Genomic DNA, 26,940 nt, shown 5'->3' with positions numbered 1-26,940 from the left:
AAGCGGATGCCCAGCCGTATCAAGGACTATTTGATTATATTGAGTGCCGGTTTGTACTTCAGCACTGCCGTGCTTGCGGACGCCTCCACCGACCCGCAACACCTCACCTTATTGAGTCGCGCGGGAATCGTCCAACTGGACACTCAACTGGACAGGACCCAACGCCAGTGGCTGCAGCACAAGCGCGAACTGGTACTGGGTACCGCCGCGCCCGATTACCCGCCGTTCGACCTCACCTCCAGTGGCCGCGATTACGAAGGCCTTACTGCAGACTATGCAGGTCTGCTGGCCAAGGCCCTTGCCCTACCGGTCAAGGTCCTTCGCTACCCTTCCCGGTTGTCCGCCATTCAAGCCCTTGAGGCCGGCGACATCGATTTGCTGGGTTCTTCCAACGGCTTCGAGGCCGCAAACCCCGCTCTCACCCTGTCGGCACCTTACGCCGTGGACCAGCCGGTACTGGTCACCCGCGAGGGGGAAACCCGCAGCCTCAGCGATGGCCTGGAAGGGCTGCGCTTGAGCCTCGTCTATCATTACTTGCCACTCGATGAAGTGGAAAAGCTGTATCCCAAGGCCGATATTCGCAGCTATCCCTCCTATCAGAATGCCCTGAATGCAGTGGCATTCGATCAGGCGGACGTCTTTCTTGGCGATACGATTTCTACCCATTTCATGATCAACAAGGGCTACCTCAAAAACATTCGCATGGCCAATTTCGGCAAGCATGAGGCCTATGGTTTCAGCTTTGCCCTGCGCCACGATAACCTCACTCTGTTGAGCATTGTCGACACGGTTCTGGCGGCTGTGCCGATCAACGAACGCGATAGCATCGCCAAACGCTGGAGCGCCGGCAGCGATATCCTGCTGACCGACAAGAAACTGCAACTGACGCCGCGCGAAGAGCGTTGGCTGAAGGCGCATCCGGTTGTGAAGGTCATCGTGAATGAAACCTTCGCCCCGCTCACCTTCTTCGATGCGGAAGGCAACTTTCGCGGCATTACCGCCGACGTTCTTGAACTCATTCGCTTGCGTACCGGCTTGCGTTTCGCGGTTGAGCGTGGCCGTGAAGTCGACGCCATGATCGAGCAGGTCGCCACGCAAAAAGTCGATATGATCGGTGCCATCGTGCCGAGTAACCAGCGGGAGGCGCAGTTGAGTTTCAGCCGTCCTTACCTGGAGAACTCATATGTCCTGTTGACCCGCAAAGAGCCAGGAGCGCCCTCTAACTTGGAGCAGATGGCGGGCAAGCGCCTGGCGCTGACCCGAGGTACCCCACTGGCCGATACCCTTCGCAAGGACTTTCCCCAGATTCAACTGGTGGAAACCGGCGATGCTTTCAGGGCATCCGAGTTGCTTGCACAAGGACACGTGGATGGCGCTGTGAATACGTTGTTGATCGCCAACTATTTCCTGTCCTCGAAAGTTTTCCAGGACAAACTGCAGATCACTACCAGCATCGGCACAACGCCGGCAACGTTCGCCCTGGGCACATCACGCCATGCCACCGAATTGAGCTCGATCCTAGACAAAGCGCTGCTCAGCATCGCCCCGGATGAAATGGGCGTGATCAACAGCCGCTGGCGTGGCTACACAGTCGAGTCCGACAGTTACTGGCGCAATTACAATCAAGTGATTGCCAGGATCGTCATCGGTACGGGCTTGTTGCTCCTGGTTTCCCTGGCCTGGAATGCCTATATGCGGCGACAGATCAGGCACCGGAAAATGGCCGAGCGCGCCCTCAATGATCAGTTCGAATTCATGCGCGCGCTGGTCAACGAAACGCCCCACCCCATCTATGTACGCGACCGTAATGGCTTGCTGCAAACCTGCAACGACAGCTACCTGCAGGCCTTCGACGTCAAGCGCGAGGATGTAATCGGCAAAAGCGTGACCCAGATGAGCCTGGCCCTCACGTCCGAAGCCGCGCAGTACCATGCCGACTACCTGCGGGTGGTGGCCGAAGGCAATCCATTGATTCTGGACCGCACCCTGCATATCCACGGGAGGAAGCTGACGATCTACCACTGGATTCTGCCCTACCGCGACTCCATCGGCGAAGTCCAGGGCATCATCGGCGGCTGGATCGACATCAGCGAACGGCGCCAGTTGTTTGATGAACTGCGCGCCGCCAAAGAGCGTGCCGACGAGGCCAACCGCGCCAAAAGCACGTTCCTTGCCACCATGAGCCACGAGATCCGCACGCCAATGAACGCTGTGATCGGCATGCTCGAACTGACGCTCAAGCGCGCCGACCAAGGGCATCTCGACCGCCCGGCGATAGAAGTGGCTTACAACTCGGCCAAGGACCTACTGGAGCTGATAGGCGACATTCTCGACATCGCGCGCATTGAGTCCGGCCGGCTCAGCCTGGCGCCGGAGCGCGTCAACCTGCGAGAGGTGATTGAGTCCGTGGTGCGCGTCTTTGACGGCCTGGCACGGCAGAAAACCCTGAGCCTGCTATTGGAGTTCAAGCCCGACCTGAACGACATCGACGTACTCATCGACCCGTTGCGCTTCAAGCAGGTGCTGTCCAATCTTGTGAGCAACGCCATCAAGTTCACCGAACATGGGCAGGTGAAAATCAAGGTGGAGGTGCAACCGAGCCAGGCGCAGGAACAGGTCGAAATGAAGCTGGTCGTGGAAGACACCGGTATCGGTATCAACCGGGACGACCAATTGCGCCTGTTCGAGCCATTCGCCCAGGCCGATAATTCCGGGCACCTGGCCAGAAGCGGTGCCGGGCTGGGCCTGGTGATCTGTCGCAGCCTCTGCGCAATGATGGGCGGCCAGTTGAGCCTGAGCAGCGTGCCCATGGTCGGTACCCAGGTGCACGTCAACCTCATAATGCCGCGCCTGCAACCGATCACGCCTCTGGGTGAGCAAACGCCTGCGAAGCCGACCTCTACCCCGGTGCTCAATGTGCTGGTGGTGGACGATCATCCGGCGAACCGCCTACTGATGTGCCAGCAACTGGGCTACCTAGGCCATCAATTCACCGCCGCCGAGCACGGTGCCGCCGGGTTCCAGGCTTGGCGCCAGGAACAGTTCGACCTGGTGATCGCAGACTGCAACATGCCCATCATGAATGGCTACGAGTTGACCCGGTCCATTCGCGAGTACGAGCAACGCGAACACCTGGCGCCCTGCGTGGTGCTGGGGTTCACGGCCAATGCCCAACCGGAGGAAAGACAACGCTGCGTGGAAGCCGGCATGGATGACTGCCTGTTCAAACCGATCAGTCTTACTGTGCTGGAGCGGCAACTGGCACAGATCATTCCTCAGCTGACGAGCCAGCGGCTGGACCTGGGAAGCCTGGACGCGCTGACCGGAGGCGATCCGCAAATGAGTCGACGTTTGCTCGAAGAGTTGCTGACCAGCAGCGTTCACGATCGTCAGGCACTCATCGAACTGCTGGATCGCAAGGCTTCACCCACGGACATCATCGAGCAAGCGCACAAGATCAAGGGGGCCGCGCGGATCGTTCAAGCCAATGCCTTGGCCGGACAGTGCGAAGCCCTGGAGCACGCCTGCTCTGGCAATGATGATCGGCGAGTGATTGAGACCGGTATCAAATCCCTGGAAAAACTCATGCTCGAGCTGGAACGGGCACTGCAGGTGCAACTGCATGAACTGGACAGCCAATAGGAGGCAGGGCTCGCTGTAGGAGCGAGCTCGCGAAAAACATCCAGGCAACGCGTTCATTCTGGATAAACGCGGTGGCCCTGAGTTCTTCGCGAGCAAGGGCTAGCCGCCCGCCTCGCTCCTACAAAAAGCCTTAACTGACTGGCATTAGGGCTCGCCCCGCGCCTCGTTCCCTCAGCAGTCGGTCAAGCGCAGGAAAATAGCCGCCAGTTGTTCGATACCCGCCTGGTCCTGAGGCGTGAAACGAGCCAGTAACGGGCTGTCGAGGTCAAGCACGCCAATCAATTGGCCGTTCTTGACCAGCGGTACCACCAATTCACTGTTCGAAGCGCTGTCACAGGCAATGTGCCCGGCAAACGCATGCACGTCTTCCACTCGCTGGGTTTGCCGGGACGCTGCGGCGGCGCCACACACGCCACGACCGAAAGGGATCCGCACACAGGCGATCTGGCCCTGGAACGGGCCAAGAACCAGCTCCTCATTGCGATTGAGGTAAAAACCCGCCCAATTCAGGTCGTCCAGCTGATTGAACAGGAACGCGGAGAACTGCGCGCTGTTGGCGATGAAATCCCGCTCATCGGCCAGCAGTGATTCCAATTGCGCGCAAAGCAGGGCGTAGCCATCAAGGCCGGTGTCGGCCTGTTGCAAATCGATCATGGTTGACGTTCCAGCAATTTAAGACCTACCCAGTAACGGGCGAATTGATAGGCGCAGCGGCCATTACGGTTGCCGCGTCCGGTTGCCCAGCGCACGGCGAGAATATCGAGTTGTTCATCGCGCTTCCATTGTAAGCCGGACTTGCCTGCCAACTCGCCGATCCAATGCTCCACCACATTCAGGAAGTGTTCCTGGGTGAACGGGTAGAACGACAACCACAAGCCAAAACGGTCGGACAAGGCAATCTTGTCCTCCACTGCCTCGCTCGGGTGCAGCTCGCCATCCACGCGTTTCCAGTTGTCGTTATCACTCTGGTTTTCCGGCACCAGGTGACGGCGGTTGGAGGTGGCGTACAGCAGCACGTTTTCCGGTGCCTGCTCAAGAGAGCCGTCCAATACGCTCTTGAGCACGCGGTAGTCGCCTTCACCGGCCTCGAACGACAGGTCATCGCAGAACAGGATAAAACGCTGCGGCAGCTTGAGCAGTTGCTCGACCACACGCGGCAGATCGGCCAGATGATCGCGCTCGATTTCGATCAACCGCAGGCCCGCGTTGGCGTGCTGGGCGAGCAAGGCGCGTACCATGGAGGATTTTCCGGTGCCACGCGAACCCCACAGCAGCGCGTGGTTGGCAGGCAACCCGTCAAGAAACTGTTGGGTGTTACGCGCCAACTGCTCCCGTTGCTTGTCGACACCAATCAGGTCCGACAGGCGCATGTCCAGGCTGACTTCCAGCGGCAGCAGGAAGCCTGTGCGGCCTTCGCGCTGCCAGCGGGCGGCCAGGCAGTGATTCCAGTCGATGGCTTGGCGTGGGGCGGGTAACAGGGGTTCCAGGCGCGCGAGCACCGCGTCAGCCCGCTCAAGAAAGGCATTCAATCGAGAATCCACATCTATTCCTCTGGCAAGTTCTTGTAAAAGATGGCGTATTGGCAACCCTGTGGCAGACCGCACAAGGCTGCGTCAAGAAAATCGATTCATGCCGGGCAAGTCAGCGCTGGTGGATGTTCAGCTATGCTTGCCGGGCGAAGGGAAACGTGAAGTGGTTCAACACTCGATGGATATCAAGTTCGCCCACCGCTTGTCTTATAAACAAGCCAGATTGACTGTGCTGGTCGGTTTCGTCTTGGGAACCCTGCTCAGTTTTATCCAAATCGGCATTGATTATGCCAGTGAAGACGCGTCCATCAACCGTGAAATACGCTCGCTGATCGAAATCAGCCACAACCCTGCCTCGCGCATCGCCTATAACATCGATGCTGAACTCGCCCAGGAACTGACCCTGGGCCTGCTGCACTCCCCCGCCATCGTCCATGCACAGTTGGTCGACAATAACGGCGTGGTGCTGGCGGACGTCGACCGGCCGCGCCAGGAAAGCCATTATCGGCCGGTCAGCGACTTTCTGTTTGGCGCCAATCGCCAATTTGAAGACCGGTTGTACCTCAGCCACATGCCCAACGAAGCCCTGGGTGTGCTGCGCCTCGACGTAGACACCTACGCATTTGGCAGCCGCTTCCTACGCCGCGCCGAGATCACGCTGCTCAACGGTTTTGTCCGCAGCCTGTTGCTGACCGGGATCCTGTTGGGCTTGTTCTACGTCATGCTCACCCAGCCGCTGGTGCGCATTATTCGAGCATTGAGCACGCGCAAACAGACGCGCCTGGACTGCCCGCCGGGGCATGAGCATGACGAAATCGGCGTACTGGTCGACGTTGCCAACCAGCAATTTGAAAACATGGAAACCGAAATTCAGCAGCGTCGCCATGCCGAAGATCGCCTCACCGAATACCTCGGCCAACTGGAAGACATCGTTTCGGCGCGCACCCTCGAGCTCAAGACCAGCAACCAGCGTTTGAGCCAGTTCAACGACGAACTGGAAGCCGCGAGATTGACGGCCCTGGGCATGGCACAGGCTCGGGCGGCGTTTCTGGCCAATATGAGCCATGAAATCCGCACCCCACTCAATGGCCTGCTGGGCATGATTGCCCTGTCGCTGGACAGCCCGCTCAACGCCGAACAGCGCCAGCAACTGTCCATCGCCCACGATTCAGGCAAGGTCCTGGTGGAATTGCTCAACGATATCCTCGACCTGTCCAAGTTCGACGCGGGCCAACTGGAGCTTGAGCGTATCCCGTTCGACCTCGGTTCACTGGTGGAAGACACCGCCAACCTGTTGTCGCAAAACGCGGCGCCCAGTGTGGAGCTGACCTGCCTGATCGACCCGCTGTTTCCCGCCCAGGTCATTGGAGATCCGACGCGGGTCCGGCAAATCGTCAGCAACCTGCTGTCCAATGCCTTGAAGTTCACCCGCTTCGGCCGTGTGGATGTGCGCCTCAGCCACCACGGCGACGGAGTACGCATTGAGGTCTGTGATACCGGTATCGGGATTGCCCAGGATGCCCAAGTGAAGATTTTCCAGCCTTTTACCCAGGCCGGTGCAGGTATCACGCGCCAATTTGGCGGCACGGGTTTGGGGCTCGCCTTGACCCATAACCTGTGTGAAGCCATGAAGGGTCGATTGAGCATCAGCTCGGAGGTCGGCTTCGGCAGCCAATTCTGCGCCGACCTGCCGTTGCCCACTCACCTGCCGGCGGTCGCCCAGGTGCCATTGGCAGGCGACGTGATCGTCATTACCAACCAAAGCAGCGGCCTGGGAGAATTGCTCACCACCCTGCTCCCCCACTGGGGATTGGCGCCGCGTTGCTACTCGATGGAAGACGACCTGAGCGGCCAGCACCCCGACCTGTTGATCACCGACTGTCCGGAATGCCTGTTCCGCCTGAGGCCGGGCATTACCGCACCGATTCTGGTAGTGACCGCCTATGGCAATTTCATGCCCAGCGAAGAAGTTGCGGCACTGGCGCCGCTGCAGCAACAAGCTCGCCCGCTGAGTCGTAACGCGCTCTACCAGATTTTGCAGCGCAATCTGCGCAGCGACACGCAACCGGTTCTAGACCCAGTGCAAATCGACGCCTCGCCTCTGAGCCATCGAGCGCGCATCCTGCTGGTGGAGGATAACCCGGTCAACCAACTGGTGGCCAAGGGCATGCTCAGCAAGCTCGGCTGCGAGGTCATCGTGGCCGCCCACGGTGGCGAAGCCCTCAAGTTGCTTGAGGACCAACGCTTCGATCTGGTGTTGATGGATTGCAACATGCCCGTGATGGACGGCTACGAGGCCAGCCGGCAGATTCGCCAGAGCGGCCGCTGGCCGGACCTGCCAATCGTCGCCTTGACCGCCAACGCCCTGGCCGAAGAGCGTGAGCGCTGCCGGGCGGCGGGGATGAATGATTACCTGGCCAAGCCGTTTCGCCGTGAGGAACTCAAGGCCTTGCTGGACCTGTGGGCGCCTGAGACGACACGTCTCATTTAAGCAGTGCTTCGATCTCCTGGCTCAGGTCCTGGGGCTTTGTTGTGGGTGCAAATCGCTTGACCTGCTGGCCGTCACGCCCGATGAGGAACTTGGTGAAATTCCACTTGATGTTCTTCGAGCCCAGCAGGCCTGGCGCCTGTTTTTTCAGCTGCACGAACAGTGGGTGGGCATCGCTGCCATTGACGTCGATTTTTTTGAACAGGGGGAAACTGACGCCAAAGTTCAGCTCGCAAAATTCGGTGATTGCGCCTTCGTTGCCCGGCTCCTGCTTGCCGAACTGGTTGCACGGGAAGCCCAGCACCACCAGCCCCTGGTCCTTGTATTGCTGCCAGAGCTGCTCGAGGCCTTTGTACTGTGGGGTGAAACCACACTTGCTGGCGGTATTGACCACCAGAATGGCCTTGCCGGCGAAATCGGCCAAGGTCTTTTGCTCACCCTTGATGGTGGTGCAAGGGATGCTCAGCAAGTTGTCGCTCATGGCAGTGCCTCTGATTAGGGGAAGAAGCAGAAAGGTAGTCCGCCATTGAGTTGCGTCAACTCAATTGATGACAGTGATGGCATGCAATCAACCCAGCGCTTTGTAGGAGCGAGCGTGCTCGCGAAGAACGTGGGGCACCGCGTTTATTCAGAACGGACACGCTGCCCAGGTGTTTTTCGCCAACACGCTCGCTCCCACATTATTTGACCGAGCAGGTGCGCACTCAGCGTGGCACCAGGTCCAGGCACACCGAGTTGATGCAGTAGCGCAGGCCGGTCGGCGGCGGACCGTCCGGGAACACGTGCCCCAGGTGCGCGTCGCACTTGGCGCAGGTGACTTCGGTGCGAATCATGCCGTGGCTGACATCGCGGATTTCCACCATCGCGCTATCGGCAATCGGCTCGTAGAAGCTCGGCCAGCCGCAGCCTGAATCGAACTTGGCGGCGGAATCGAACAGCGGCTCATTGCAGCAAATGCAGTGGTACACGCCGTCGGTCTTGGTCTCGTTGTACTTGCCGCTAAAAGGCCGCTCGGTGCCTTTGAGACGGCACACCTGATACTGCGCGGGGTCGAGCATGTCGCGCCATTCTTCGAGTGTTTTCTCCAACTTGTCCATCGATACACCTCGGCAACTGAAAAACCCTGATCTGTGTCTTTTCCGTGGATCAGGCGGCACGTATGATTGCGCCCTCTTCAAAACGCCAGTCTGGCACCCGCGCCATCACCATTCAAACGTATTTATGGGTGCTAGTCGCGCAGGATTCAACAGTACGGTAGTGCTTGCACCGTCTGGATCGTTCATTTTCGGGATCACATCACCATGCAGGTCAGCAAATCGAACAAGCTCGCTAACGTCTGCTACGACATTCGCGGCCCGGTGCTCAAGCACGCCAAACGCCTGGAAGAGGAAGGCCATCGCATCCTCAAGCTGAACATTGGCAACCCGGCGCCCTTTGGTTTCGAAGCGCCAGACGAAATTCTCCAGGACGTGATTCGCAACCTGCCCACCGCCCAAGGCTACAGCGACTCCAAAGGCCTGTTCAGCGCACGCAAGGCGGTGATGCAGTATTACCAGCAGAAACAGGTAGAAGGTGTCGGTATTGAAGACATCTACCTGGGCAATGGCGTGTCCGAACTGATTGTGATGTCGCTGCAGGCCTTGCTCAACAATGGCGACGAAGTGCTGGTGCCAGCACCGGATTACCCGTTGTGGACCGCCGCCGTGACCTTGGCCGGTGGCCACCCGGTACATTACCTGTGCGACGAAGGTGCCGACTGGTTCCCCGACCTGGCCGATATCAAGGCCAAGATCACTCCGAACACCAAGGCCCTGGTGATCATCAATCCGAACAACCCCACCGGCGCCGTGTACTCCAAGGAAGTGCTGCTAGGCATGCTCGAACTGGCGCGCCAACACAACCTGGTGGTGTTCTCCGACGAGATCTACGACAAGATTCTTTACGATGATGCGGTGCACGTGTGCACCGCATCCCTGGCCCCAGACCTGCTGTGCCTGACCTTCAACGGCCTGTCCAAGTCCTACCGCGTGGCGGGGTTCCGCTCCGGCTGGATCGCCATTTCCGGGCCCAAGCACAACGCCCAGAGCTATATTGAAGGCATCGACATGCTGGCCAACATGCGCCTGTGCGCCAACGTGCCGAGCCAGCACGCGATCCAGACCGCCCTCGGCGGTTACCAGAGCATCAACGACCTCGTATTGCCGCAGGGTCGTTTGCTGGAGCAACGCAACCGCACCTGGGAGCTGCTCAATGCGATCCCGGGCGTCAGTTGCGTGAAGCCCATGGGCGCGTTGTACGCGTTCCCGCGGATCGATCCAAAAGTCTGCCCGATCCTCAACGACGAAAAATTCGTGCTCGACCTGCTGCTGTCGGAAAAGCTGCTGGTGGTGCAAGGCACCGCGTTCAATTGGCCGTGGCCGGATCACTTCCGCGTGGTGACCTTGCCGCGCGTGGATGAACTGGATATGGCGATCGGTCGCATCGGCAACTTCCTGAAATCCTATCGCCAGTAAGGGAAATGCTGCCGTACGACCTTCATTGGGTCGTACAGCGATTATCTGGCAACACTTCTCTGGCGCTGGCACCCTGAACAGGATGATGGCACCGCGCCAGCCGCCCTACCCCAATGTTAGCGGGGGTGCGACATGCTTGACGGCCAGGTAACACAGGCAATTGTTGTGGGAAAATCCCTTCAAAGCGCTACGTTTTCGCTGTAGGACACAGTTTGAAATAGTCGCTCGGTTGAATCACCCCATGCCGCACCTTATATACCCCGCAGTAAGCGACATATTAAGCATGAGGAGAACTCTACAACCATGATGCGCATCCTGCTGTTCTTGGCCACTAACCTGGCGGTCGTACTGATTGCCAGCGTCACCCTGAGCCTTTTTGGCTTCAATGGGTTCATGGCGGCCAACGGGGTTGATCTGAACCTCAATCAGCTGCTGATTTTCTGTGCGGTCTTTGGTTTTGCCGGTTCGCTGTTCTCGCTGTTCATCTCCAAGTGGATGGCGAAAATGAGCACCAGCACCCAGATCATTACTCAACCACGCACTCGCCATGAGCAATGGCTGATGCAAACCGTGGAGCAGTTGTCTCAAGAAGCAGGCATCAAGATGCCCGAGGTGGGGATTTTCCCTGCTTATGAGGCTAACGCCTTCGCCACCGGCTGGAACAAGAACGACGCGCTGGTGGCGGTCAGCCAGGGGCTTCTGGAGCGCTTTTCGCCCGACGAAGTCAAAGCGGTGCTGGCGCACGAGATCGGCCACGTGGCCAACGGCGACATGGTCACCCTCGCGCTGGTCCAGGGTGTGGTGAACACCTTCGTGATGTTCTTTGCTCGAATCATCGGCAACTTCGTCGACAAGGTGATCTTCAAGAACGAAGAAGGCCGCGGCATCGCCTACTTCGTGGCAACCATCTTCGCCGAGCTGGTGCTGGGCTTCCTGGCAAGCGCCATCGTGATGTGGTTCTCGCGCAAACGTGAATTCCGCGCAGACGAAGCCGGCGCACGCCTGGCGGGCACCAGCGCAATGATCGGCGCGCTGCAACGCTTGCGCTCCGAACAAGGCCTGCCGGTGCATATGCCGGACAGCCTGACCGCCTTCGGGATCAACGGCGGCATCAAGCAGGGCCTGGCTCGCCTGTTCATGAGCCACCCGCCGCTGGAAGAGCGGATTGACGCATTGCGTCGTCGCGGCTGATAGCAGCGAGATAAGAAGGGGCGAATGGATCGCCCCTTTTTTCATGCCGCAATTCAAGCCTTGGTCAACCGATAAACCCGCTCTTCAAGGCGGGTAACGCCGCCCTGAACGAACCTGGGGCTTTCACTCAGAATGTCCCGCGCTTCGAGCGCATCCAGCGCCCAATGCTCGCCCAGCAACACACGCACTTCATCATCGCCCACTGCGAATGGCGGCCCGGCTTTTTGTACTTGGTCATAATCGAGCGTAATAAGCAGGCCCTTGCAGCCCCGGGCCAGCAACTCATTGAGCCGCTCGGTGTATTGCACCCGCATCAACGGCGGCAAAGCGATCAGTGCCGCGCGGTCATACAGCCCGCTGCAATCGACCACTGCCTGTGGGTCGAGGGCGAAGAAATCGCCACACCACACTTCGACCAGGCTCGTCTGGTACACCTTGAAAGCACCCCGCCGAATGATCTGCGGCACCAGCCCCTGCTCGCTGAAGAACGCCTCAACCGCCTGCTCAGATAGCTCGACTCCCATCACGCGATAGCCCTGACTGGCAAGCCATACCAAATCCAGGCTTTTGCCACATAACGGCACCAGCACCTTGGCCCCGCCCGCCAGTCCCAGCTGCGGCCAGTACCGCTGTAGATAGGGGTTAACTTCGGGCAAGTGAAAGCCAATCTGATTGCTCGCCCAACGCGCCTGCCAAAATTCGGCTTCCATAGGTCACCTCAAAAATTCGATCAAAAGGCACTAAAACTTATATTAGATTTAGACCGATGATCTGATTGAAGATGGGATTCTATTATTACCCAGGCCCCACTTTTATGCTCCCCAGCCTGTTTATCTCACACGGTTCGCCCATGCTCGCCCTGCAACCGGGCGCCAGCGGCCCGGCATTGCGGCGCCTGGCGGCCGAGCTGCCCCGCCCGAAGGCGATCGTGGTGGTATCGGCGCATTGGGAAAGCCAGGGGCTGCTAGTCAGCGGCAGCGCTGCCCCCGAGACCTGGCATGACTTCGGTGGCTTCCCTCGCGAGCTGTTTGCCGTGCAATATCCAGCGCCGGGCGAGCCCCGGTTGGCAGCTGAAATCGTCGAGTTGCTTCACGCCGAGGGCTTGGACGCGCGGATCGATGAGCACCGCCCCTTCGACCATGGCACCTGGGTGCCGCTGTCGCTGATGTATCCGGCGGCGGATATCCCGGTGGTACAGGTATCGCTGCCCAGTCGCCTGGGCCCGGCCCTGCAGACACGGGTCGGACATGCGCTAGCCAGCCTGCGCGGGCAAGACGTATTTTTAATCGGTTCCGGCAGCATCACCCATAACCTGGGCGAACTGGACTGGCGCGCCGGGCCTGAAAGCATCGAACCCTGGGCGCGTGATTTTCGCGACTGGATGGTGGAGAGGCTCGACGCCAATGATGAAACCGCACTGCACGGCTATCGACACCTGGCCCCCCATGCCGAACGCAGCCATCCCAGCGATGAACATCTGTTGCCGTTATTCTTTGCGCGAGGCGCGGGAAAAGCATTTAGCGTCACGCATCAGGGTTTCACTATGGGTGCACTGGGAATGGATATCTATCGGTTTGATTAGCACGCCGCTGGCGGATCAATGCAACGCATCCCACTATATCTATCGGCCCCTTCAACTGGAATCCTACTGACAAAAATGACCGGCATCCTCTATTGAATAGTTACTTCCACTGTCTTTGGTGCTGGTTCGACCCATTTTCACCAAAGTGCCGGTCAGTGTCATCGACTAATACCTATATCAGCCGTTAGCCTGAAGGGTCATACAGCGTAAATTTGTAAGATCAGGCGAAGAGGAGTACATCATGACATGAGGATTACTTCGCACGCCGCCATTAGGGATTCCGTCTATTGAACCGATGGTGTCAGATGTCGGCACGTAGAACTTTCCACCGTTGCGGTTAAGCACCATATTTTCTACAGTACCTCCACTGGACAGGGTCTTGATTATTTCATCAAGCTCGAATGACCGAGCGTTATTAAGCGGGTGATCAGCCTTATTCGCCCAGACATGCAGGTGTAACGTTGCGGTCTTTTCTGCAACCGGAAAATGGAAAAACATTTTAATTTTGTCCTCCCCGGCCTTCACGTCATACGTTTCAGAAAGATGGCGATAAGAATCTGCCTTTAACTTTTCCAGCATGGGCAAATCGCTTTTATCCAGATCAAGAATAGAGGAAAGGTACTTGACACCGGTCCCCTTCTCAATCTCGTCCAGGTTTCGTGAGTTACTCTTATCATCGCCTTTGAACTCCCGACGGGCAGCGGCGCCGCCTGTCATCTGCTCTATCAAAGGCATTGGTTGATTAGGATGAATTGCCCAAGCGCCCAGGGTTACACCGCCCTTCTTATTCTTGAGAGATTCCGCACTCTCGGAATATTCTTTCATATCGATGTAGGGCAAATTTGGGAATATCAAAAACCCATTTGATGCGCTGTCCTTCGGCGAAAAATATTCGAATCTTTTGGGGGAAAGTTGATAGCCCTCGCTGTCCTTACAGGGCGCCAAATTGAGGAATTCATGCAAGAATTTCGTAACACCCTCCACGCCGTGATACGTACTCTTCAGGCGGTCAAGACTTGGCTTATCAAAACTCAACACATTGCACTCTGGACTTTGGTATTTCTTTGCACCCAACCCTGAGTAAAACCTAAACTCTCCATACCGATCGCCCTGCGCAGGATCATTAATAAATAGCCCGGTATTCAAGTCGTACCCAGTTGGAGTTTTCTGAGCAAAGACCGTACGCACGCCTTGAGAGTTCTGCGCTGACCGGTCATTCAAGTTCACATCAATACCCAGTCCATCCAGTGTCGCCTGCATCGGATGTGGAGCTTTTTTCATAGGTGCATCGGAGACGACCACCCCGACATCCCGTAACGACCCATAACTCTGTGCCAGTGGACTACCTTGAATGTTCATCGATTATCCTCGCTCATTGACAAGAGTAAAAAGATTAACTATCTGGGTTACCACCAACCATCGGACTTTACTGAAGATAACAAGGCAGGCATCCACTCTGTTTTGTTTAACCTTCAGCCGATGCGCGCCCTGAACGGATAAAAAATCCAAACGATAAATACGGAACCCGAGACAAAAAAAATCCCCGAACCGGTCGGGGATTTTTTATGTGCGATCAATCAGCCCGAAGGGCGGATCAATCTTCGCGGTAGCGACGCAGCTTCAACTGCTTGCCGGCAACGCGTGTGTCTTTCAGCTTGGCCAGCAGTTTTTCCAGACCGTCTTCCGGCAGCTCCACCAGGGAGAAGCTGTCACGGACCTGGATGCGACCGATGGCTTCACGTGCCAGGCCACCCTCGTTGAGGATAGCGCCCAGCAGGTTCTTGGCAGCAATACCGTCACGCGCACCCAGCGCGGTACGGCAACGAGCACGACCTTCAGCCAATGGAACCGGAGCACGACGCTCACGATCACCACGGTCTGGACGGTCGCCGGTACGCTCTGGACGATCACCGCGTGGCGCGTTGTTCGGGACCAGTGGGCGTTCCTTCTCGATCGCTGCCAGGGTCAGGGCCTGACCGTTGGTGGCTTTGCGCAGCAACGCTGCAGCCAGGGCACGCGGGGTGCAACCGATATCGGCGGTCAGGCGGTCCAGCAGGTCGCCGTGGGTCGATTCAGCGTCAGCCACCAGCGGCGCCAGGCTGTTGGTCAGTTTCTTGATGCGGGCATCGAGAACGGCTTGGGCATCCGGCAGGCGCACTTCAGCGACTTTCTGGCCGGTTACACGCTCGATCACTTGCAGCATGCGGCGCTCACGTGGAGTCACCAGCAGCAGTGCACGACCTTCGCGACCGGCACGGCCGGTACGGCCGATACGGTGAACGTAGGACTCTGGATCGTAAGGCATGTCAACGTTGAACACGTGGGTGATACGCGGAACGTCGAGACCACGAGCGGCAACGTCGGTCGCCACAACGATGTCCAGGCGGCCATCCTTGAGGGAGTCGATCACGCGCTCACGCTGGTTCTGGGCGATGTCACCGTTCAGCGCGGCGGCCTTGTAGCCTTTGGCTTCCAGGGCGCTGGCCAGGTCCAGGGTCGCTTGCTTGGTGCGCACGAACATGATCAGGGCGTCGAAGTCTTCGACTTCCAGCAGGCTCAATACAGCCGAGGTCTTCTGGTCAGCGTGAACCAACAGGTGAGCCTGTTCGATCGCGGTAACGGTCTGGGTCTTGGTCTGGATCTTCACGTGTTGCGGATCGCGCAGATGGCGTTCGGCAATGGCACGGATCGACTGCGGCAGAGTGGCCGAGAACAGCACGGTCTGACGGGTCGGTGGCAGCGCCTTGAAGATGACTTCCAGGTCGTCCATGAAGCCCAGTTTCAGCATTTCGTCGGCTTCGTCGAGAACCAGGTGGTTCACGGTCGACAGGACTTTCTCGTCACGACGCAGGTGGTCGCACAGACGGCCCGGGGTGGCGACAACGATCTGTGCGCCATTGCGGATGGCTTTCAGTTGTGGGCCCATAGGCGCGCCGCCGTAAACGGCCACAACGGTTACACCTGGCATTTGCTTGGCGTAGGTTTCGAAAGCGGTTGCTACTTGCAGCGCCAACTCACGGGTTGGCGCCAGGATCAGGGCTTGCGGTTCGCGCTTGGCAGGATCGATGCAGTGCAGGATAGGCAGGGCGAACGCGGCGGTTTTACCGGTACCGGTTTGCGCCTGGCCAATCATGTCCTGGCCGGCCATGATGATCGGGATCGATTGCTGCTGAATAGCCGAAGGTTCTTCGTAGCCAGTCGCGATGACGGCGGCGAGAATGTTCGGATTAAGATTAAAAGCGGCGAAGCCGCCGGTTTCCTGGGTCATGGGTCTGCCTCTAAGTGCATCCGCAAAGACCCATGCTCCAAAGCTGCGCATGCCGTGTTGAGACTCAAGAGTCGCCCTGGCTGCTTTGTCGGCGGGGATTTGCGAAAACGAATGAATGAAAAAGATTCGTCAAGGGAGAGTCCGCTGTGCGGACGTGCAGCCGAAGCTGACTTCGGGGAATTGCGCTACCTAAACGCGGCCCGGTTAAAGGCCGGCGCGCACTATACCGGAAATAGCTGAAAAAGGGAGCTTTTTTTATCAGAAAGCACCGATAAACCACGCTGCGTCACGGTCTTTGCAGATAAGTGCGCCAGGGTCTATTTTTCAAAGGCCCGGCCCTGCTGGGCATCACGCTTAAACGATTCACCTGTACAGACCGGCCCTTTGGTCTGAAACCTATTTTTAGCGCCCGAGGGCACACCCGATGAATCAAGCCAGCACCAGCCGCGTATCGCGTGAACTCCAGGGCCATGTCCTGCTACTGGGGCTGGATCGAGTGGCGAAGCGTAACGCGTTCGACCTGGACCTGCTCAACGAGTTGAGCATGGCCTATGGTGATTTTGATCGAAACAATGATGCACGGGTTGCCGTGGTGTTTGCCCATGGCGACCACTTCACTGCCGGGCTCGACCTGGCCAATGTCAGCGGGGTAATGGCCGGCGGCTGGCAACCGCCCCTGGGAGGCTGCGATCCCTGGGGCGTGTTCGCAGGCCCCAGGGTGAACAAGCCGGTGATCGTTGCCGCCCAAGGCTACTGCCTGACTATCGGCATCGAACTGATGCTGGCGGCGGATATCAACTTGTGCGCCAGCAACACCCGCTTTGCGCAGATGGAAGTGCAGCGTGGGATATTTCCGTTTGGCGGCGCGACATTACGCTTTCACCAGATCGCCGGCTGGGGCAATGCGATGCGCTGGTTGTTGACCGGCGATGAGTTCGACGCCCATGAAGCCTTGCGCCTGGGCCTGGTGCAGGAAGTGATGGCCAGCGAAGACCTGCTGCCGCGTGCCATCGAGCTGGCCAATCGCATCGCACGCCAGGCTCCGCTTGGGGTGCAGGCAACGCTGATGTCGGCGCGATTGGCCCGCACGGAAGGCGAGACTGTGGCGGCCGCCGCATTGCCGCCGATGGTGGACAAGTTGCTCAACAGCGAAGACGCCAAGGAGGGCGTAAGGGCGATGGTCGAGAAGCGGCCGGGGGTGTTCAAGGGGATTTGAGCGGGCAGTGCCGGCCTCATCGGGAGCAAGCCCCCTCCCACAGTTGAAATGCGTTGCAAGTGTGGGAGGGGGCTTGCTCCCGATAGCGCCGGAACAGACGCCTAGGTCGCCGGCCGAATCGCCTTGATCAACGTCTGCAACGAATAACCCAGTCGCGGCGCCAAGGCCTCGGCGCGAGCGGACAGCGCGTCCAGGTCCAGCTCCTGATCGAGCTCCGAAGGCACCAGCAGGATCACGTTGCCCTCCTTCACCGGCAGTTCCCAGTAATGCCGGTGATACAACCCGCGCAACAAGGCCGCGCCCAGCGGCTTGCCATCGTCGGTGGCCCATTGGTTGATCACCAGCCAGCCGCCGGGATTGAGCTTCTTCTGGCAATTCTCGAGGAATGTCCAGGCCAGATGGCCGACGCCTGGCCCCACGTCGGTGTACAGGTCGACGAAGATCAGTTCGGCCGATTCGGCGCTGTCGAGCAACTCCAGGGCATCGCCGATACGGATATACAGGCGAGGATCATCGTCCAGGCCCAGGTATTCAATGGCCAGGCGCGGTACGTCGGGGCGCAGCTCGATGGCTTCGACATCCTCCAGCGCCAGGAACTTGAGGCATGCCTGGGTCAGCGTGCCGGCGCCCAGGCCAAGAAACAGCGCGCTTTCGGGCTGCTCATGGCACAACGCCCCAATCAACATGGCGCGGGTGTAGTCGTACTCCAGCCAGCTTGGGTCGGCTGTGAACACACAGCTCTGCTCGATGGCATCGCCGAATTCGAGAAAACGGTAATCGGCCACTTCCAGCACGCGGATCATGCCGAACTCATCATGGACTTCGGCCAGCAGGCGCTCGACACGCTCCTCGCTCATCACTACTCCTAACGGGTTTGCTGCGGGGCAAAGTGCGCGATTGTCGGCCAAGCGGCAGCAGCAGGTCACGCACTAATTGCTGCTAACATGACGCCCGAACGTCAACCTACCCAACGAGTGCATGATGAGCCAACCCTGGAGCCCCGACAGCTGGCGTGCCTTGCCGATCCAGCAACAACCCCGGTACCCGGATGCCGCGCACCTGCTGCAAGTCGAGCAGAGCCTGGCCAGTTACCCGCCACTGGTGTTTGCCGGGGAAGCCCGCGAATTGCGTCGTCAGTTTGCCGAAGTGACCCAGGGTCGCGCCTTCCTGCTGCAAGGCGGTGACTGCGCCGAGAGCTTTGCCGAGTTTTCCGCCGCAAAAATCCGTGACACCTTCAAAGTGCTGCTGCAGATGGCGATCGTCATGACCTTCGCCGCCGGCTGCCCAGTGGTGAAGGTCGGGCGCATGGCCGGCCAGTTCGCCAAGCCGCGTTCGTCCAACGATGAAACCATCGACGGCATCACCCTGCCGGCCTACCGCGGCGACATCGTCAATGGCATCGGCTTTGACGAAAAAAGCCGCGTACCGGACCCGGACCGCCTGCTGCAGAGCTACCACCAGTCCACCGCCACCCTCAACCTGCTGCGTGCCTTTGCCCAGGGCGGCTTCGCTGACCTGCACCAGGTGCACAAGTGGAACCTGGACTTTATTGCCAACTCCGCGCTGGCCGAGAAATACAGCCAACTGGCCGACCGCATCGACGAAACCCTGGCCTTCATGCGCGCCTGCGGCATGGACGATTCGCCGCAACTGCGCGAGACCAGCTTCTTCACCGCTCACGAAGCGTTGCTGCTCAACTATGAAGAAGCCTTCGTGCGTCGTGACAGCCTGACCAACGACTACTACGACTGCTCGGCCCATATGCTCTGGATTGGCGACCGTACACGCCAGCTGGATGGCGCCCACGTCGAGTTCCTGCGCGGGGTGAACAACCCGATCGGTGTCAAGGTCGGCCCGAGCATGAACCCGGACGACCTGATCCGCCTGATCGACATCCTCAACCCGGACAACGACCCTGGCCGCTTGAACCTGATCGCCCGCATGGGCGCCACTAAGGTCGGCGACCACCTGCCAGCCCTGATTCGCGCCGTTCAGCGCGAAGGCAAGCAGGTGCTGTGGAGCTCTGACCCGATGCATGGCAATACCATCAAGGCCAGCAGCGGCTACAAGACCCGCGACTTCGCGCAAATCCTCGGCGAAGTGAAGGAGTTCTTCCAGGTCCATCAGGCCGAAGGCAGCTATGCCGGCGGCATCCATATCGAGATGACCGGGCAGAACGTCACCGAATGCATCGGCGGCGCACGACCGATCACCGAGGATGGTTTGTCGGACCGCTACCACACCCACTGCGACCCTCGGATGAATGCCGATCAGTCGCTGGAACTGGCGTTCCTGATTGCCGAGACCCTGAAACAGGTCAAACGCTAGGGTTGTGATCGCCTGGACCATCGCCATCGGGGGCAAGCCCCCTCCCACACTGTATGCACGCCACATGTGGGAGGGGGCTTGCCCCCGATAGCGCCCTAAGGGCCCACATCGATACCCAGCATTGCCACCCGCAACCGCGCAGCACTCACCCGCTGGCAATTGAGCAGCACCCGCTGCAGCCCCAACCAGTCAGCCATCTGCCGCAGGCTGCGCGCCAACGCCACCATCCCCTGCTCGTCCAGGCCCGGTTCTTCCTCGTGCACCGCATGCACCGCCAGGCAGCCGTTGGCCCGCTCGGCGCGCAAATCAACGCGCGCAGCGATCCGCTCGTTGTGCAAAAACGGCAGCACGTAGTAGCCGAACACCCGCTTGTGCTGTGGGGTGTAGATTTCCAATCGGTAACGGAAATCAAACAGGCGCTCGGTACGGGCCCGCTCCCAGACCAACGAATCAAATGGCGACAGCAATGCACTGGCTGCCACGCTACGTGGCACTTTGGGCTCCGGCAGGCAATACGCCGCGTGCTTCCAACCTTGCACTTGGCAGCTCAGCAGTTGCCCATCCTCAACCAGCTCGGCCAGACGCTGGCGACTGTCGGCGGGTTCGAGACGAAAGTAATCGCGCAGGTCTTTTTCCGTGGCCACGCCCAATGCGGTTGCGCTGTGCAACAACAACCCCCGCTGGGCTTCGGTTTCGCTTACGTTGGCTTGAAGGATTTCGCCAGGGAGCACCCGTTCAGGCAAATCATAGAGGCGTTCGAACCCACGTCGCCCCGCCACGGTGACCAGGCCGGCAGCAAACAGCCATTCCAACGCATGTTTTTCGTCACTCCAATCCCACCAGGGCCCGGCACGCTCCTCGCGCGTCGATAAGCTGCCTGCGCCCACGGCGCCTTGCTGTTCGACGGCCTGCAGAACGCGCTCGACAGTGCTCTGCCGCTCACGCCCGAATCGCGCCATTTGCGCGTAGATACCCTGCCCCCGCCTGGCCCGCTCCATGCGCCAGCGCATCAGGGGATACATCGCGATGGGCATCAACGAGGCTTCGTGCCCCCAATACTCGAACAGCGAACGCCGCCGCCCCTGGCTCCAGGCGGCCTGCTCAAGTATTAACGGAGAGTAACTGCCCAGCCGAGAAAACAGCGGCAGGTAGTGGGACCGCACCACGGCATTGACCGAATCGATCTGCAGCACACCAAGGCGCTCGATCAACCGGTTGAGGTGCGCAGCTTTTATCTGGGCCGGCGGCTGGCGCCCGGAAAAACCCTGGGCCACCAGCGCCATGCGTCGTGCTTGCTTGAGGGAAAAGGCGAGGACGGCGGGCATGGAAAACTCCTTGAATGCGCACGCCCTACCCTACTGCATCGCGGGCTACTTTCGCAGTGGGTCTTCCCAGAAATGCCGATGGATCTCCTGCTCCACATCGATACGGCTCAGACCGATGTCCTTGAGCGCGTCGTCACTCATACCCGCCAGCATCTGGCGTTCACGATGCAGAACCTGCCAACGCGATATCGTATGAAGTAGCCCGAAAACCGACGACCTCGCCACCAACACAGCGCTTTTTTGACCTTTCATCTTTTCGCCCTCCCGTGGGGATGGCGCCAGTGTGTGCCGGGGCTTATGATCAATCCAACGAATGTTTCTTATGCAATACATCTCAGGAATTGATCTATTGGCCAGTTATCCAAGCTTCGACACCGACGTGCTGCGCACCTTCGTCGCCATCGCCGACCAGGGCGGTTTTACTCGGGCTGGAGAGCTGGTCAACCGCACCCAATCAGCGGTGAGCATGCAGATGAAGCGCCTGGAAGAGGACGTGCTGCAGCGCAAGCTGTTCGAACGCGACGGCCGTCAGGTGCGGCTGACGCCTGAGGGCCAGGTGTTGCTGGGTTATGCACGGCGCATCCTGAAATTGCACAGCGAGGTGTTCAACACCCTGCGCGAGCCGCATATGGTGGGGTTGGTGCGCATCGGCACGCCAGACGATTACGTGATGCGCTTCCTGCCGGGCATTTTCAAGCAGTTTTCCAAGGCGTACCCGCTGATCCAGATCGAGCTGCACTGCGAGTCGTCAGCGGTGCTGATGCAGCGACGGGACCTGGCATTGACCGTCATCAGTCGCGAGCCCGGCAATGATCTCGGTGAACTCTTGCGCACCGAGCGCATGGTGTGGGCCGCATCACCGTGCTTTTGCGTGGAGGAGCACGACGCCCTGCCACTGGCGGTGTCCGACGGTGACTGCGTTTACACCCAGTGGGCTCGGGCCGCACTGGACGCGGCCGGACGCGATTATCGCCTGGCCTACCACAGCTCCAATGGCGCGGCGATCCTGGCGGTGGTCAGCGCCGGCTTGGCGGCGATGGTCAGCATGGAAAGCCTGGTGACCCAAGGCCTGCGCGTACTCGGCAGCGAAGAAGGCTTGCCCCCCTTGCCATCGATGCAGCTGCGCTTGCTGCGCAACCCACACATGACGTCGCCCATCACCGAATGCCTGGCCGACTACATCCTCGAAGGGTTCAGACTTTAAAGGCGAGCATCACCGCGCACACCACCAGAAAGCCGCAAAACAGGCCGCGCAAGACGCGCTCGGGCAGCGCATGCGCAACTTTCACCCCCCAACTGATACTGAGCAGGCCTCCCACCGCCAAAGGCACGCCGATCAACCAGTCCACCTGATGATGCCAGGCGTAAGTGACCAGCGTTACACCGGTGCTGGGAAGCGCCAACGCAAGGGACAAGCCTTGGGCGACGACCTGAGTGGTGCCGAAGACGCTGGTGAGTACCGGCGTGGCAACCACCGCGCCACCCACGCCAAACAACCCGCCCATCGAGCCTGACGCTGCGCCAAGTACGCCCAACCAGGGCCACGAATAGCGCATTTGCGCGGTCGGCGGTGCGTTCCGGGTAAACATGCGCAGCAGATTGTAGGCCGCCAGTACCACCAGAAAGACGATAAACCCTATCCGCATCGCCCCAGCGTCCAGCCCCACCGCCCAGATCGAACCCAGCCAGGCAAAGCTGAACCCCATCACTCCCAGCGGCAAGGCATGGCGCAGCTCGATGCGGTTGCGCTGGTGATACCGCCACAGGGCGAGCATCACGTTGGGTACCACCATCACCAGTGCAGTGCCTTGGGCGACCTGCTGATCCAGCCCGAACAGCACACCCAGCACAGGGATGGCAATCAGCCCACCGCCAATGCCAAACAAACCGCCCACGGTGCCGAGGGCCGCGCCCAATACCAGGTACATCGCTAAATCCAACACCGCTCGCCACTCCACAGTCTCATTGGCTTGCATGCTACGCAGTCGGCCCTGGCACGGAAACGCACAGCAACGCACAATGGCTGTGCCAATCTCGCATAAGCACGAACCCATGAATCCAAATACGTTGACCGATCAACTGAGTCTGTTTCTGGATGTGCTGGAAACCGGCAGCTTCTCCGCCGCTGCGCGCCGCCATCCATTGACCCCCTCAGCGGTAGCGCGGCGTATCGACAGCCTGGAAAATTCAGTCGGCAGCCGCCTGTTCCAGCGCAGCACCCATGCCGTGCTGCCCACCCCGGCCGGCCTGGCCTTTGCCGAGCGGGCGCGACGGATTGTCGGTGAACTGCAACTGGCCCGCGCCGAAGCGGTGTCTCTGAGCCATGCGCCGGAAGGCCTGATTCGCATGGATGCACCGGCGGCTTTCGGGCGGCGGCACCTGGCGCCAGTGATTGCAGATTTCCTGAAGCTGTACCCAGGGCTGGATGTGCACCTGCATCTGATCGACAGCTTTGTCGATATGCAGGGCGCGCATCTGGGCAAGGTCGACCTGGTGTTGCGCGCCGGGCACATCGCCGACACCCGGCTGATCGCCACGCCGCTCGCCAGCATTGTGCGCATCGCCTGCGCCAGCCCGGGCTACCTGAAAAGCCGCGGTACGCCGACGCACCCGCGGGAGTTGAGCGAACACGATGGCCTGGATTGGGACGGGTTGGCGCCGATGTTCGCCTGGCGCTTCGAACTGGACGGTCGCCGTGCCATCTACCGACCCCGCCGTATCCGCATGAGTGCCAACAACGCTGAAGCCCTGCTCTCCGGCGCCCTGGCGGGGTTGGGGATTGCGCATCTGCCCACCTGGCTGGCCAGCGAATACCTGGTGCGGGGCGAACTTTTGCCACTGTTTTGTGAGAACGGCTTGCCCAGCCCGGAAACCACTGGCATTTACGCGCTACGCCTGGAACAACAACCCAATGCACGTAGCCGATTGCTGCTGGAATACTTGAAATCCCGCTTCAGCCCGATACCACCGTGGGATCTGGCATTGCAAAGCGGTCTGGTCTGACCGCCCGGACAGAATTATATGGCGCATTAAAGATTTGCCCGCTAGATTCCAGTCCATACAGGCTTTTTAGAGGCGCGCCCATGAGCAAGAACCCCACACCCTGCGAATCCTTGCTGCTGGATAACCAGCTGTGTTTCGCATTGCATTCCACCTCGCTGCTGATGACCAAGGTGTACAAGCCGCTTCTTCAAGCGCTCGGCCTGACCTACCCGCAATACCTGGCCATGATGGTGCTGTGGGAAGAAGACGGTTTGACCGTCGGCGAAATCAGCAATCGCCTGCTCACCGACCCCGGCTCCCTGACGCCCCTGCTCAAGCGCCTGGAAGCCGAAGGCCTGCTGAGCCGCACCCGCAGCCGCGAAGATGAGCGCGTGGTGGTGGTGGAATTGACCGATGCCGGGCGGGCCTTGCAGGACAAGGCGATGGGGATTCCTCAGTGCATCCTGGGGGCCAGCGGGCTGGAATTGGAGCAATTGCGCAAGCTGCAGGCGGATCTGATTACCCTGCGCAGCAACCTGCAGAACGCAATCTAAAGAAGCAAAAAATACTGAACATGTGGGAGGGGGCTTGCCCCCTTCCACATTGTTTTCCCATGGCTCGAGAAATATTTATAAATTTATCTTGCGCGCTAAACATTAGCGCTATACATTCACCTCACCAACTACTTAGCGCGCAAACATTTAGCGCCAAACACCAAGAGGACGACACCATGCAAACTCTCTATACCGCAGTAGCTACCGCCACCGGCGGCCGTGATGGTCGCGCTGTTTCCAGCGACAACATCCTCAACGTCAAGCTGTCCACCCCCAAAGAATTGGGCGGTGCTGGCGGCCAAGCCACCAACCCTGAACAACTGTTCGCCGCCGGTTACTCGGCCTGCTTTATCGGCGCACTCAAATTCGTCGCCAGCCAGAACAAACGCAAAATCCCGGACGACGCTTCGATCACTGCCCATGTCGGCATCGGCCAGATCCCCGGTGGCTTCGGTCTGGACATCGACCTGCACATCAGCCTGCCCGGTCTGGCCCAGGACGATGCGCAAAGTCTGGTCGACGCCGCTCACCAGGTCTGCCCGTACTCCAACGCCACTCGCGGCAACGTCGATGTGCGTCTGCACGTAACCGTCTAACCCTCGCAGCCCTGATCGGAGAAGAACATGAACACCATTGCCAAAGCGCTCACCGGCGGCCTGCTCGCCCTGTCCATCAGCACCGCCTTCGCCGCTACCGGTGAGGTGGAGCACAACACCCAGGGTTTCCTGGATGCGCTGAACGCCGGAACCGGCAAGCCGATCGAGCAATTGACGCCTCAGCAAGCCCGCGCGGTGCTGACGAGTGCCCAGGCCGGCGTGAAGCTGACGCTGCCCAAGGCGGACGTAAGCCAGAAGACCATCCAGGTCGACGGCCAGCCGCTGGACCTGACCATCGTGCGTCCGGCCGGGGTCAAGGGTACTTTGCCGGTGTTCATGTTCTTCCACGGCGGCGGCTGGGTGCTGGGGGATTACCCAACCCACGAACGCCTGGTGCGGGATCTGGTGGTGGGTTCGGGAGCTGTAGCGGTGTTCGTCAACTACACGCCATCCCCCGAAGCGCACTATCCAGTGGCGATCAACCAAGCGTACGGCGCGACAAAATGGGTGGCCGAACACGGCAAAGAGCTCAATGTCGATGGCACGCGCCTGGCGGTCGCGGGCAACAGCGTCGGCGGCAACATGGCCGCGGTGGTCAGCCTGATGGCGAAGGACAAAGGTACACCGGCGATCAAGTTCCAACTGCTGCTGTGGCCGGTGACGGACGCCAGCTTCGACACGGCGTCCTATAACCAATATGCCGAAGGGCACTTCCTTACCAGGAACATGATGAAGTGGTTCTGGGACAACTACACCACCGACGCCAAGCAACGCGCCGAGATCTACGCTTCGCCGCTGCGAGCCACCACCGATCAACTCAAGGGGTTGCCGCCGGCGATGGTGCAGACCGCCAGTGCCGATGTGTTGCGTGATGAGGGTGAAGCCTATGCCCGCAAGCTGGATCAGGCCGGTGTGCCGGTCACTGCAGTGCGCTATAACGGGATGATCCACGACTACGGTTTGCTCAACGTGGTCAGCCAGGTGCCCGCGGTACGTTCCGCCTTGCTGCAAGCGTCGGATGAGCTCAAGCAACACCTCAAGTAAGTACAGCGCGCACAAAAAAGCCCGACACATGGTCGGGCTTTTCTATTCGTACGGCAGGGCCAGAATTACTTCTTGGCGCGACCTTTGTACGAACCGCCTTCGCGGGTATCGATCTCGATCATGTCGCCGATTTCGATGAAGTCAGCAACAGCCAGCTCAGTACCGTTTTTCAGCTTGGCAGGCTTCATCACCTTGCCCGAAGTGTCACCGCGAGCGGAACCTTCGGTGTAGTCAACCTGACGCACGATAGTGGTCGGCAGCTCTACGGAAACCAGACGGTCTTCGAAGAAGATCGCTTCGCAGATGTCTTCCATGCCTTCTTCAACGAACGGCAGAACGGCTTCGATATCTTCAGCGTTCAGCTCGTACATGGTGTAGTCAGTGGTGTCCATGAACGTGTAGGTGTCGCCGCTGATGAAGGACAGGGTCGCTTCTTTGCGGTCGAGGATCACGTCGTCCAGTTTGTCATCGGCGCTGTAGACGATCTCGGTCTTGTAACCGGTCAGCAGGTTCTTCAGCTTGGTCTTCATGATGGCGCTGTTACGACCAGACTTGGTGAACTCAGCTTTCTGAACCAGCCAAGGGTCGTTTTCGAGACGGATCACTGTACCGGGTTTCAGTTCTTTACCAGTTTTCATTGCATATATCCGAAATTTGGATGGGATTTACAAAAATCAAGGTG

General features: G+C 59.4%; 24 protein-coding genes. 12 read left to right on the top strand and 12 right to left on the bottom strand.

Going from position 1 to position 26,940, the window contains the following annotated elements:
* Positions 1 to 6: 6 nt before the first annotated feature.
* The gene (locus QF045_RS11315) at positions 7 to 3,642 is read left to right on the top strand and encodes a transporter substrate-binding domain-containing protein (protein WP_306492261.1); all 3,636 of its coding nucleotides are present in this window, start codon (positions 7 to 9) and stop codon (positions 3,640 to 3,642) included.
* Positions 3,643 to 3,813: 171 nt separating this feature from the next.
* Here the strand turns inward: QF045_RS11315 and QF045_RS11310 are convergent, their stop codons facing one another.
* Both QF045_RS11310 and QF045_RS11305 read right to left on the bottom strand, forming a co-directional pair.
* Positions 3,814 to 4,296, bottom strand: coding sequence for a GAF domain-containing protein (locus QF045_RS11310; RefSeq protein WP_306492260.1), 483 nt, complete (start codon positions 4,294 to 4,296; stop codon positions 3,814 to 3,816).
* Positions 4,293 to 5,183, bottom strand: coding sequence for an ATP-binding protein (locus QF045_RS11305; protein WP_306492259.1), 891 nt, complete (start codon positions 5,181 to 5,183; stop codon positions 4,293 to 4,295). The genes QF045_RS11310 and QF045_RS11305 overlap by 4 nt, the downstream gene beginning before the upstream one ends.
* Before the next feature lie 166 nt (positions 5,184 to 5,349).
* On the opposite strand from QF045_RS11305, the gene QF045_RS11300 reads away from it, so the two are divergent.
* On the top strand, positions 5,350 to 7,662 hold the full coding sequence (locus QF045_RS11300; protein ID WP_306494882.1) for a response regulator: 2,313 nt from the start codon (positions 5,350 to 5,352) through the stop codon (positions 7,660 to 7,662).
* On the opposite strand, the gene QF045_RS11295 is transcribed toward QF045_RS11300, so the two are convergent.
* Positions 7,655 to 8,140: a glutathione peroxidase gene (locus tag QF045_RS11295; RefSeq protein ID WP_306492258.1), complete on the bottom strand. Its 486-nt coding sequence runs from the start codon at positions 8,138 to 8,140 to the stop codon at positions 7,655 to 7,657. The genes QF045_RS11300 and QF045_RS11295 overlap by 8 nt on opposite strands.
* A gap of 223 nt (positions 8,141 to 8,363) precedes the next feature.
* Complete coding sequence (gene msrB / locus QF045_RS11290; RefSeq protein WP_306492257.1) at positions 8,364 to 8,756, bottom strand: peptide-methionine (R)-S-oxide reductase MsrB; 393 nt, start codon at positions 8,754 to 8,756, stop codon at positions 8,364 to 8,366.
* A gap of 204 nt (positions 8,757 to 8,960) precedes the next feature.
* Between msrB and QF045_RS11285 the strand changes: the two genes are divergently transcribed.
* Positions 8,961 to 10,172 carry a pyridoxal phosphate-dependent aminotransferase gene (locus QF045_RS11285; protein ID WP_057722784.1) on the top strand — a complete coding sequence of 404 codons (1,212 nt, stop codon included), beginning with the start codon at positions 8,961 to 8,963 and terminating at the stop codon, positions 10,170 to 10,172.
* Positions 10,173 to 10,475: 303 nt separating this feature from the next.
* Complete coding sequence (gene htpX / locus QF045_RS11280) at positions 10,476 to 11,363, top strand: protease HtpX (protein ID WP_003189904.1); 888 nt, start codon at positions 10,476 to 10,478, stop codon at positions 11,361 to 11,363.
* Positions 11,364 to 11,416: 53 nt separating this feature from the next.
* Here the strand turns inward: htpX and QF045_RS11275 are convergent, their stop codons facing one another.
* A complete protein-coding gene (locus tag QF045_RS11275) occupies positions 11,417 to 12,073 on the bottom strand; it encodes a thiopurine S-methyltransferase (RefSeq protein WP_306492256.1) in 657 nt (218 codons plus the stop codon).
* 104 nt (positions 12,074 to 12,177) lie between these two features.
* Between QF045_RS11275 and QF045_RS11270 the strand changes: the two genes are divergently transcribed.
* Positions 12,178 to 12,945 (top strand): class III extradiol ring-cleavage dioxygenase, encoded by a 768-nt coding sequence (locus tag QF045_RS11270; RefSeq protein ID WP_306492255.1) that lies wholly within the window; start codon positions 12,178 to 12,180, stop codon positions 12,943 to 12,945.
* A gap of 177 nt (positions 12,946 to 13,122) precedes the next feature.
* Here QF045_RS11270 and QF045_RS11265 read toward each other — a convergent pair whose 3' ends face one another.
* Both QF045_RS11265 and QF045_RS11260 read right to left on the bottom strand, forming a co-directional pair.
* Positions 13,123 to 14,304: a hypothetical protein gene (locus QF045_RS11265; RefSeq protein WP_306492254.1), complete on the bottom strand. Its 1,182-nt coding sequence runs from the start codon at positions 14,302 to 14,304 to the stop codon at positions 13,123 to 13,125.
* 235 nt (positions 14,305 to 14,539) lie between these two features.
* On the bottom strand, positions 14,540 to 16,213 hold the full coding sequence (locus QF045_RS11260) for a DEAD/DEAH box helicase (protein WP_065885148.1): 1,674 nt from the start codon (positions 16,211 to 16,213) through the stop codon (positions 14,540 to 14,542).
* Between the two features lie 424 nt (positions 16,214 to 16,637).
* Between QF045_RS11260 and QF045_RS11255 the strand changes: the two genes are divergently transcribed.
* On the top strand, positions 16,638 to 17,429 hold the full coding sequence (locus QF045_RS11255; RefSeq protein WP_306492253.1) for a crotonase/enoyl-CoA hydratase family protein: 792 nt from the start codon (positions 16,638 to 16,640) through the stop codon (positions 17,427 to 17,429).
* A 101-nt stretch (positions 17,430 to 17,530) separates the two neighbouring features.
* Here the strand turns inward: QF045_RS11255 and QF045_RS11250 are convergent, their stop codons facing one another.
* Positions 17,531 to 18,286 (bottom strand): spermidine synthase, encoded by a 756-nt coding sequence (locus QF045_RS11250; RefSeq protein WP_306492252.1) that lies wholly within the window; start codon positions 18,284 to 18,286, stop codon positions 17,531 to 17,533.
* 124 nt (positions 18,287 to 18,410) lie between these two features.
* Between QF045_RS11250 and QF045_RS11245 the strand changes: the two genes are divergently transcribed.
* The gene (locus tag QF045_RS11245; protein WP_306492251.1) at positions 18,411 to 19,757 is read left to right on the top strand and encodes a class II 3-deoxy-7-phosphoheptulonate synthase; all 1,347 of its coding nucleotides are present in this window, start codon (positions 18,411 to 18,413) and stop codon (positions 19,755 to 19,757) included.
* Positions 19,758 to 19,852: 95 nt separating this feature from the next.
* Here the strand turns inward: QF045_RS11245 and QF045_RS11240 are convergent, their stop codons facing one another.
* Together QF045_RS11240 and QF045_RS11235 are read right to left on the bottom strand one after the other, a co-directional pair.
* Positions 19,853 to 21,082, bottom strand: coding sequence for a winged helix-turn-helix domain-containing protein (locus QF045_RS11240; protein WP_306492250.1), 1,230 nt, complete (start codon positions 21,080 to 21,082; stop codon positions 19,853 to 19,855).
* Between the two features lie 45 nt (positions 21,083 to 21,127).
* Positions 21,128 to 21,334, bottom strand: a complete 207-nt coding sequence (locus QF045_RS11235; protein ID WP_306492249.1) for a DUF1127 domain-containing protein — start codon at positions 21,332 to 21,334, stop codon at positions 21,128 to 21,130.
* Between the two features lie 70 nt (positions 21,335 to 21,404).
* On the opposite strand from QF045_RS11235, the gene QF045_RS11230 reads away from it, so the two are divergent.
* Positions 21,405 to 22,286: a LysR family transcriptional regulator gene (locus tag QF045_RS11230; RefSeq protein WP_306492248.1), complete on the top strand. Its 882-nt coding sequence runs from the start codon at positions 21,405 to 21,407 to the stop codon at positions 22,284 to 22,286.
* Here the strand turns inward: QF045_RS11230 and QF045_RS11225 are convergent.
* A complete protein-coding gene (locus QF045_RS11225; protein WP_373424434.1) occupies positions 22,276 to 23,025 on the bottom strand; it encodes a sulfite exporter TauE/SafE family protein in 750 nt (249 codons plus the stop codon). The genes QF045_RS11230 and QF045_RS11225 overlap by 11 nt on opposite strands.
* 109 nt (positions 23,026 to 23,134) lie before the next feature.
* On the opposite strand from QF045_RS11225, the gene QF045_RS11220 reads away from it, so the two are divergent.
* The 4 genes from QF045_RS11220 to QF045_RS11205 all read left to right on the top strand — a co-directional run bounded on the left by QF045_RS11220 (position 23,135) and on the right by QF045_RS11205 (position 26,258).
* Positions 23,135 to 24,085, top strand: a complete 951-nt coding sequence (locus tag QF045_RS11220; protein WP_306492246.1) for a LysR family transcriptional regulator — start codon at positions 23,135 to 23,137, stop codon at positions 24,083 to 24,085.
* 80 nt (positions 24,086 to 24,165) lie between these two features.
* Positions 24,166 to 24,618: a MarR family winged helix-turn-helix transcriptional regulator gene (locus QF045_RS11215; RefSeq protein ID WP_306492245.1), complete on the top strand. Its 453-nt coding sequence runs from the start codon at positions 24,166 to 24,168 to the stop codon at positions 24,616 to 24,618.
* Positions 24,619 to 24,794: 176 nt separating this feature from the next.
* Positions 24,795 to 25,214 (top strand): organic hydroperoxide resistance protein, encoded by a 420-nt coding sequence (locus QF045_RS11210; protein WP_306492244.1) that lies wholly within the window; start codon positions 24,795 to 24,797, stop codon positions 25,212 to 25,214.
* Between the two features lie 27 nt (positions 25,215 to 25,241).
* Entirely contained in the window at positions 25,242 to 26,258 is a 1,017-nt protein-coding gene (locus tag QF045_RS11205; RefSeq protein ID WP_306492243.1) for an alpha/beta hydrolase, read from the top strand.
* Between the two features lie 65 nt (positions 26,259 to 26,323).
* On the opposite strand, the gene QF045_RS11200 is transcribed toward QF045_RS11205, so the two are convergent.
* The gene (locus tag QF045_RS11200; RefSeq protein WP_017734414.1) at positions 26,324 to 26,896 is read right to left on the bottom strand and encodes an elongation factor P; all 573 of its coding nucleotides are present in this window, start codon (positions 26,894 to 26,896) and stop codon (positions 26,324 to 26,326) included.
* Positions 26,897 to 26,940 lie beyond the last annotated feature (44 nt).

This window comes from Pseudomonas sp. W4I3 (assembly GCF_030816195.1).
Lineage (GTDB): Bacteria > Pseudomonadota > Gammaproteobacteria > Pseudomonadales > Pseudomonadaceae > Aquipseudomonas.
Note: the sequence above shows the minus strand (reverse complement) of the source record. Positions and strands in the feature narration are given on the sequence as shown.

Coding starts and splice junctions, on each gene's coding strand:
- QF045_RS11240 (WP_306492250.1), bottom strand. CDS start 21,082: ATGCCCGCCGTCCTCGCCTTTTCCCTCAAGCAAGCACGACGCATGGCG.
- QF045_RS11205 (WP_306492243.1), top strand. CDS start 25,242: ATGAACACCATTGCCAAAGCGCTCACCGGCGGCCTGCTCGCCCTGTCC.
- msrB (WP_306492257.1), bottom strand. CDS start 8,756: ATGGACAAGTTGGAGAAAACACTCGAAGAATGGCGCGACATGCTCGAC.
- QF045_RS11315 (WP_306492261.1), top strand. CDS start 7: ATGCCCAGCCGTATCAAGGACTATTTGATTATATTGAGTGCCGGTTTG.
- QF045_RS11265 (WP_306492254.1), bottom strand. CDS start 14,304: ATGAACATTCAAGGTAGTCCACTGGCACAGAGTTATGGGTCGTTACGG.
- QF045_RS11295 (WP_306492258.1), bottom strand. CDS start 8,140: ATGAGCGACAACTTGCTGAGCATCCCTTGCACCACCATCAAGGGTGAG.
- QF045_RS11255 (WP_306492253.1), top strand. CDS start 16,638: ATGAATCAAGCCAGCACCAGCCGCGTATCGCGTGAACTCCAGGGCCAT.
- QF045_RS11300 (WP_306494882.1), top strand. CDS start 5,350: ATGGATATCAAGTTCGCCCACCGCTTGTCTTATAAACAAGCCAGATTG.
- QF045_RS11235 (WP_306492249.1), bottom strand. CDS start 21,334: ATGAAAGGTCAAAAAAGCGCTGTGTTGGTGGCGAGGTCGTCGGTTTTC.
- QF045_RS11285 (WP_057722784.1), top strand. CDS start 8,961: ATGCAGGTCAGCAAATCGAACAAGCTCGCTAACGTCTGCTACGACATT.
- QF045_RS11215 (WP_306492245.1), top strand. CDS start 24,166: ATGAGCAAGAACCCCACACCCTGCGAATCCTTGCTGCTGGATAACCAG.
- QF045_RS11220 (WP_306492246.1), top strand. CDS start 23,135: ATGAATCCAAATACGTTGACCGATCAACTGAGTCTGTTTCTGGATGTG.
- QF045_RS11210 (WP_306492244.1), top strand. CDS start 24,795: ATGCAAACTCTCTATACCGCAGTAGCTACCGCCACCGGCGGCCGTGAT.
- QF045_RS11270 (WP_306492255.1), top strand. CDS start 12,178: ATGCTCCCCAGCCTGTTTATCTCACACGGTTCGCCCATGCTCGCCCTG.
- QF045_RS11230 (WP_306492248.1), top strand. CDS start 21,405: ATGCAATACATCTCAGGAATTGATCTATTGGCCAGTTATCCAAGCTTC.
- QF045_RS11310 (WP_306492260.1), bottom strand. CDS start 4,296: ATGATCGATTTGCAACAGGCCGACACCGGCCTTGATGGCTACGCCCTG.
- QF045_RS11250 (WP_306492252.1), bottom strand. CDS start 18,286: ATGAGCGAGGAGCGTGTCGAGCGCCTGCTGGCCGAAGTCCATGATGAG.
- QF045_RS11275 (WP_306492256.1), bottom strand. CDS start 12,073: ATGGAAGCCGAATTTTGGCAGGCGCGTTGGGCGAGCAATCAGATTGGC.
- htpX (WP_003189904.1), top strand. CDS start 10,476: ATGATGCGCATCCTGCTGTTCTTGGCCACTAACCTGGCGGTCGTACTG.
- QF045_RS11260 (WP_065885148.1), bottom strand. CDS start 16,213: ATGACCCAGGAAACCGGCGGCTTCGCCGCTTTTAATCTTAATCCGAAC.
- QF045_RS11200 (WP_017734414.1), bottom strand. CDS start 26,896: ATGAAAACTGGTAAAGAACTGAAACCCGGTACAGTGATCCGTCTCGAA.
- QF045_RS11245 (WP_306492251.1), top strand. CDS start 18,411: ATGAGCCAACCCTGGAGCCCCGACAGCTGGCGTGCCTTGCCGATCCAG.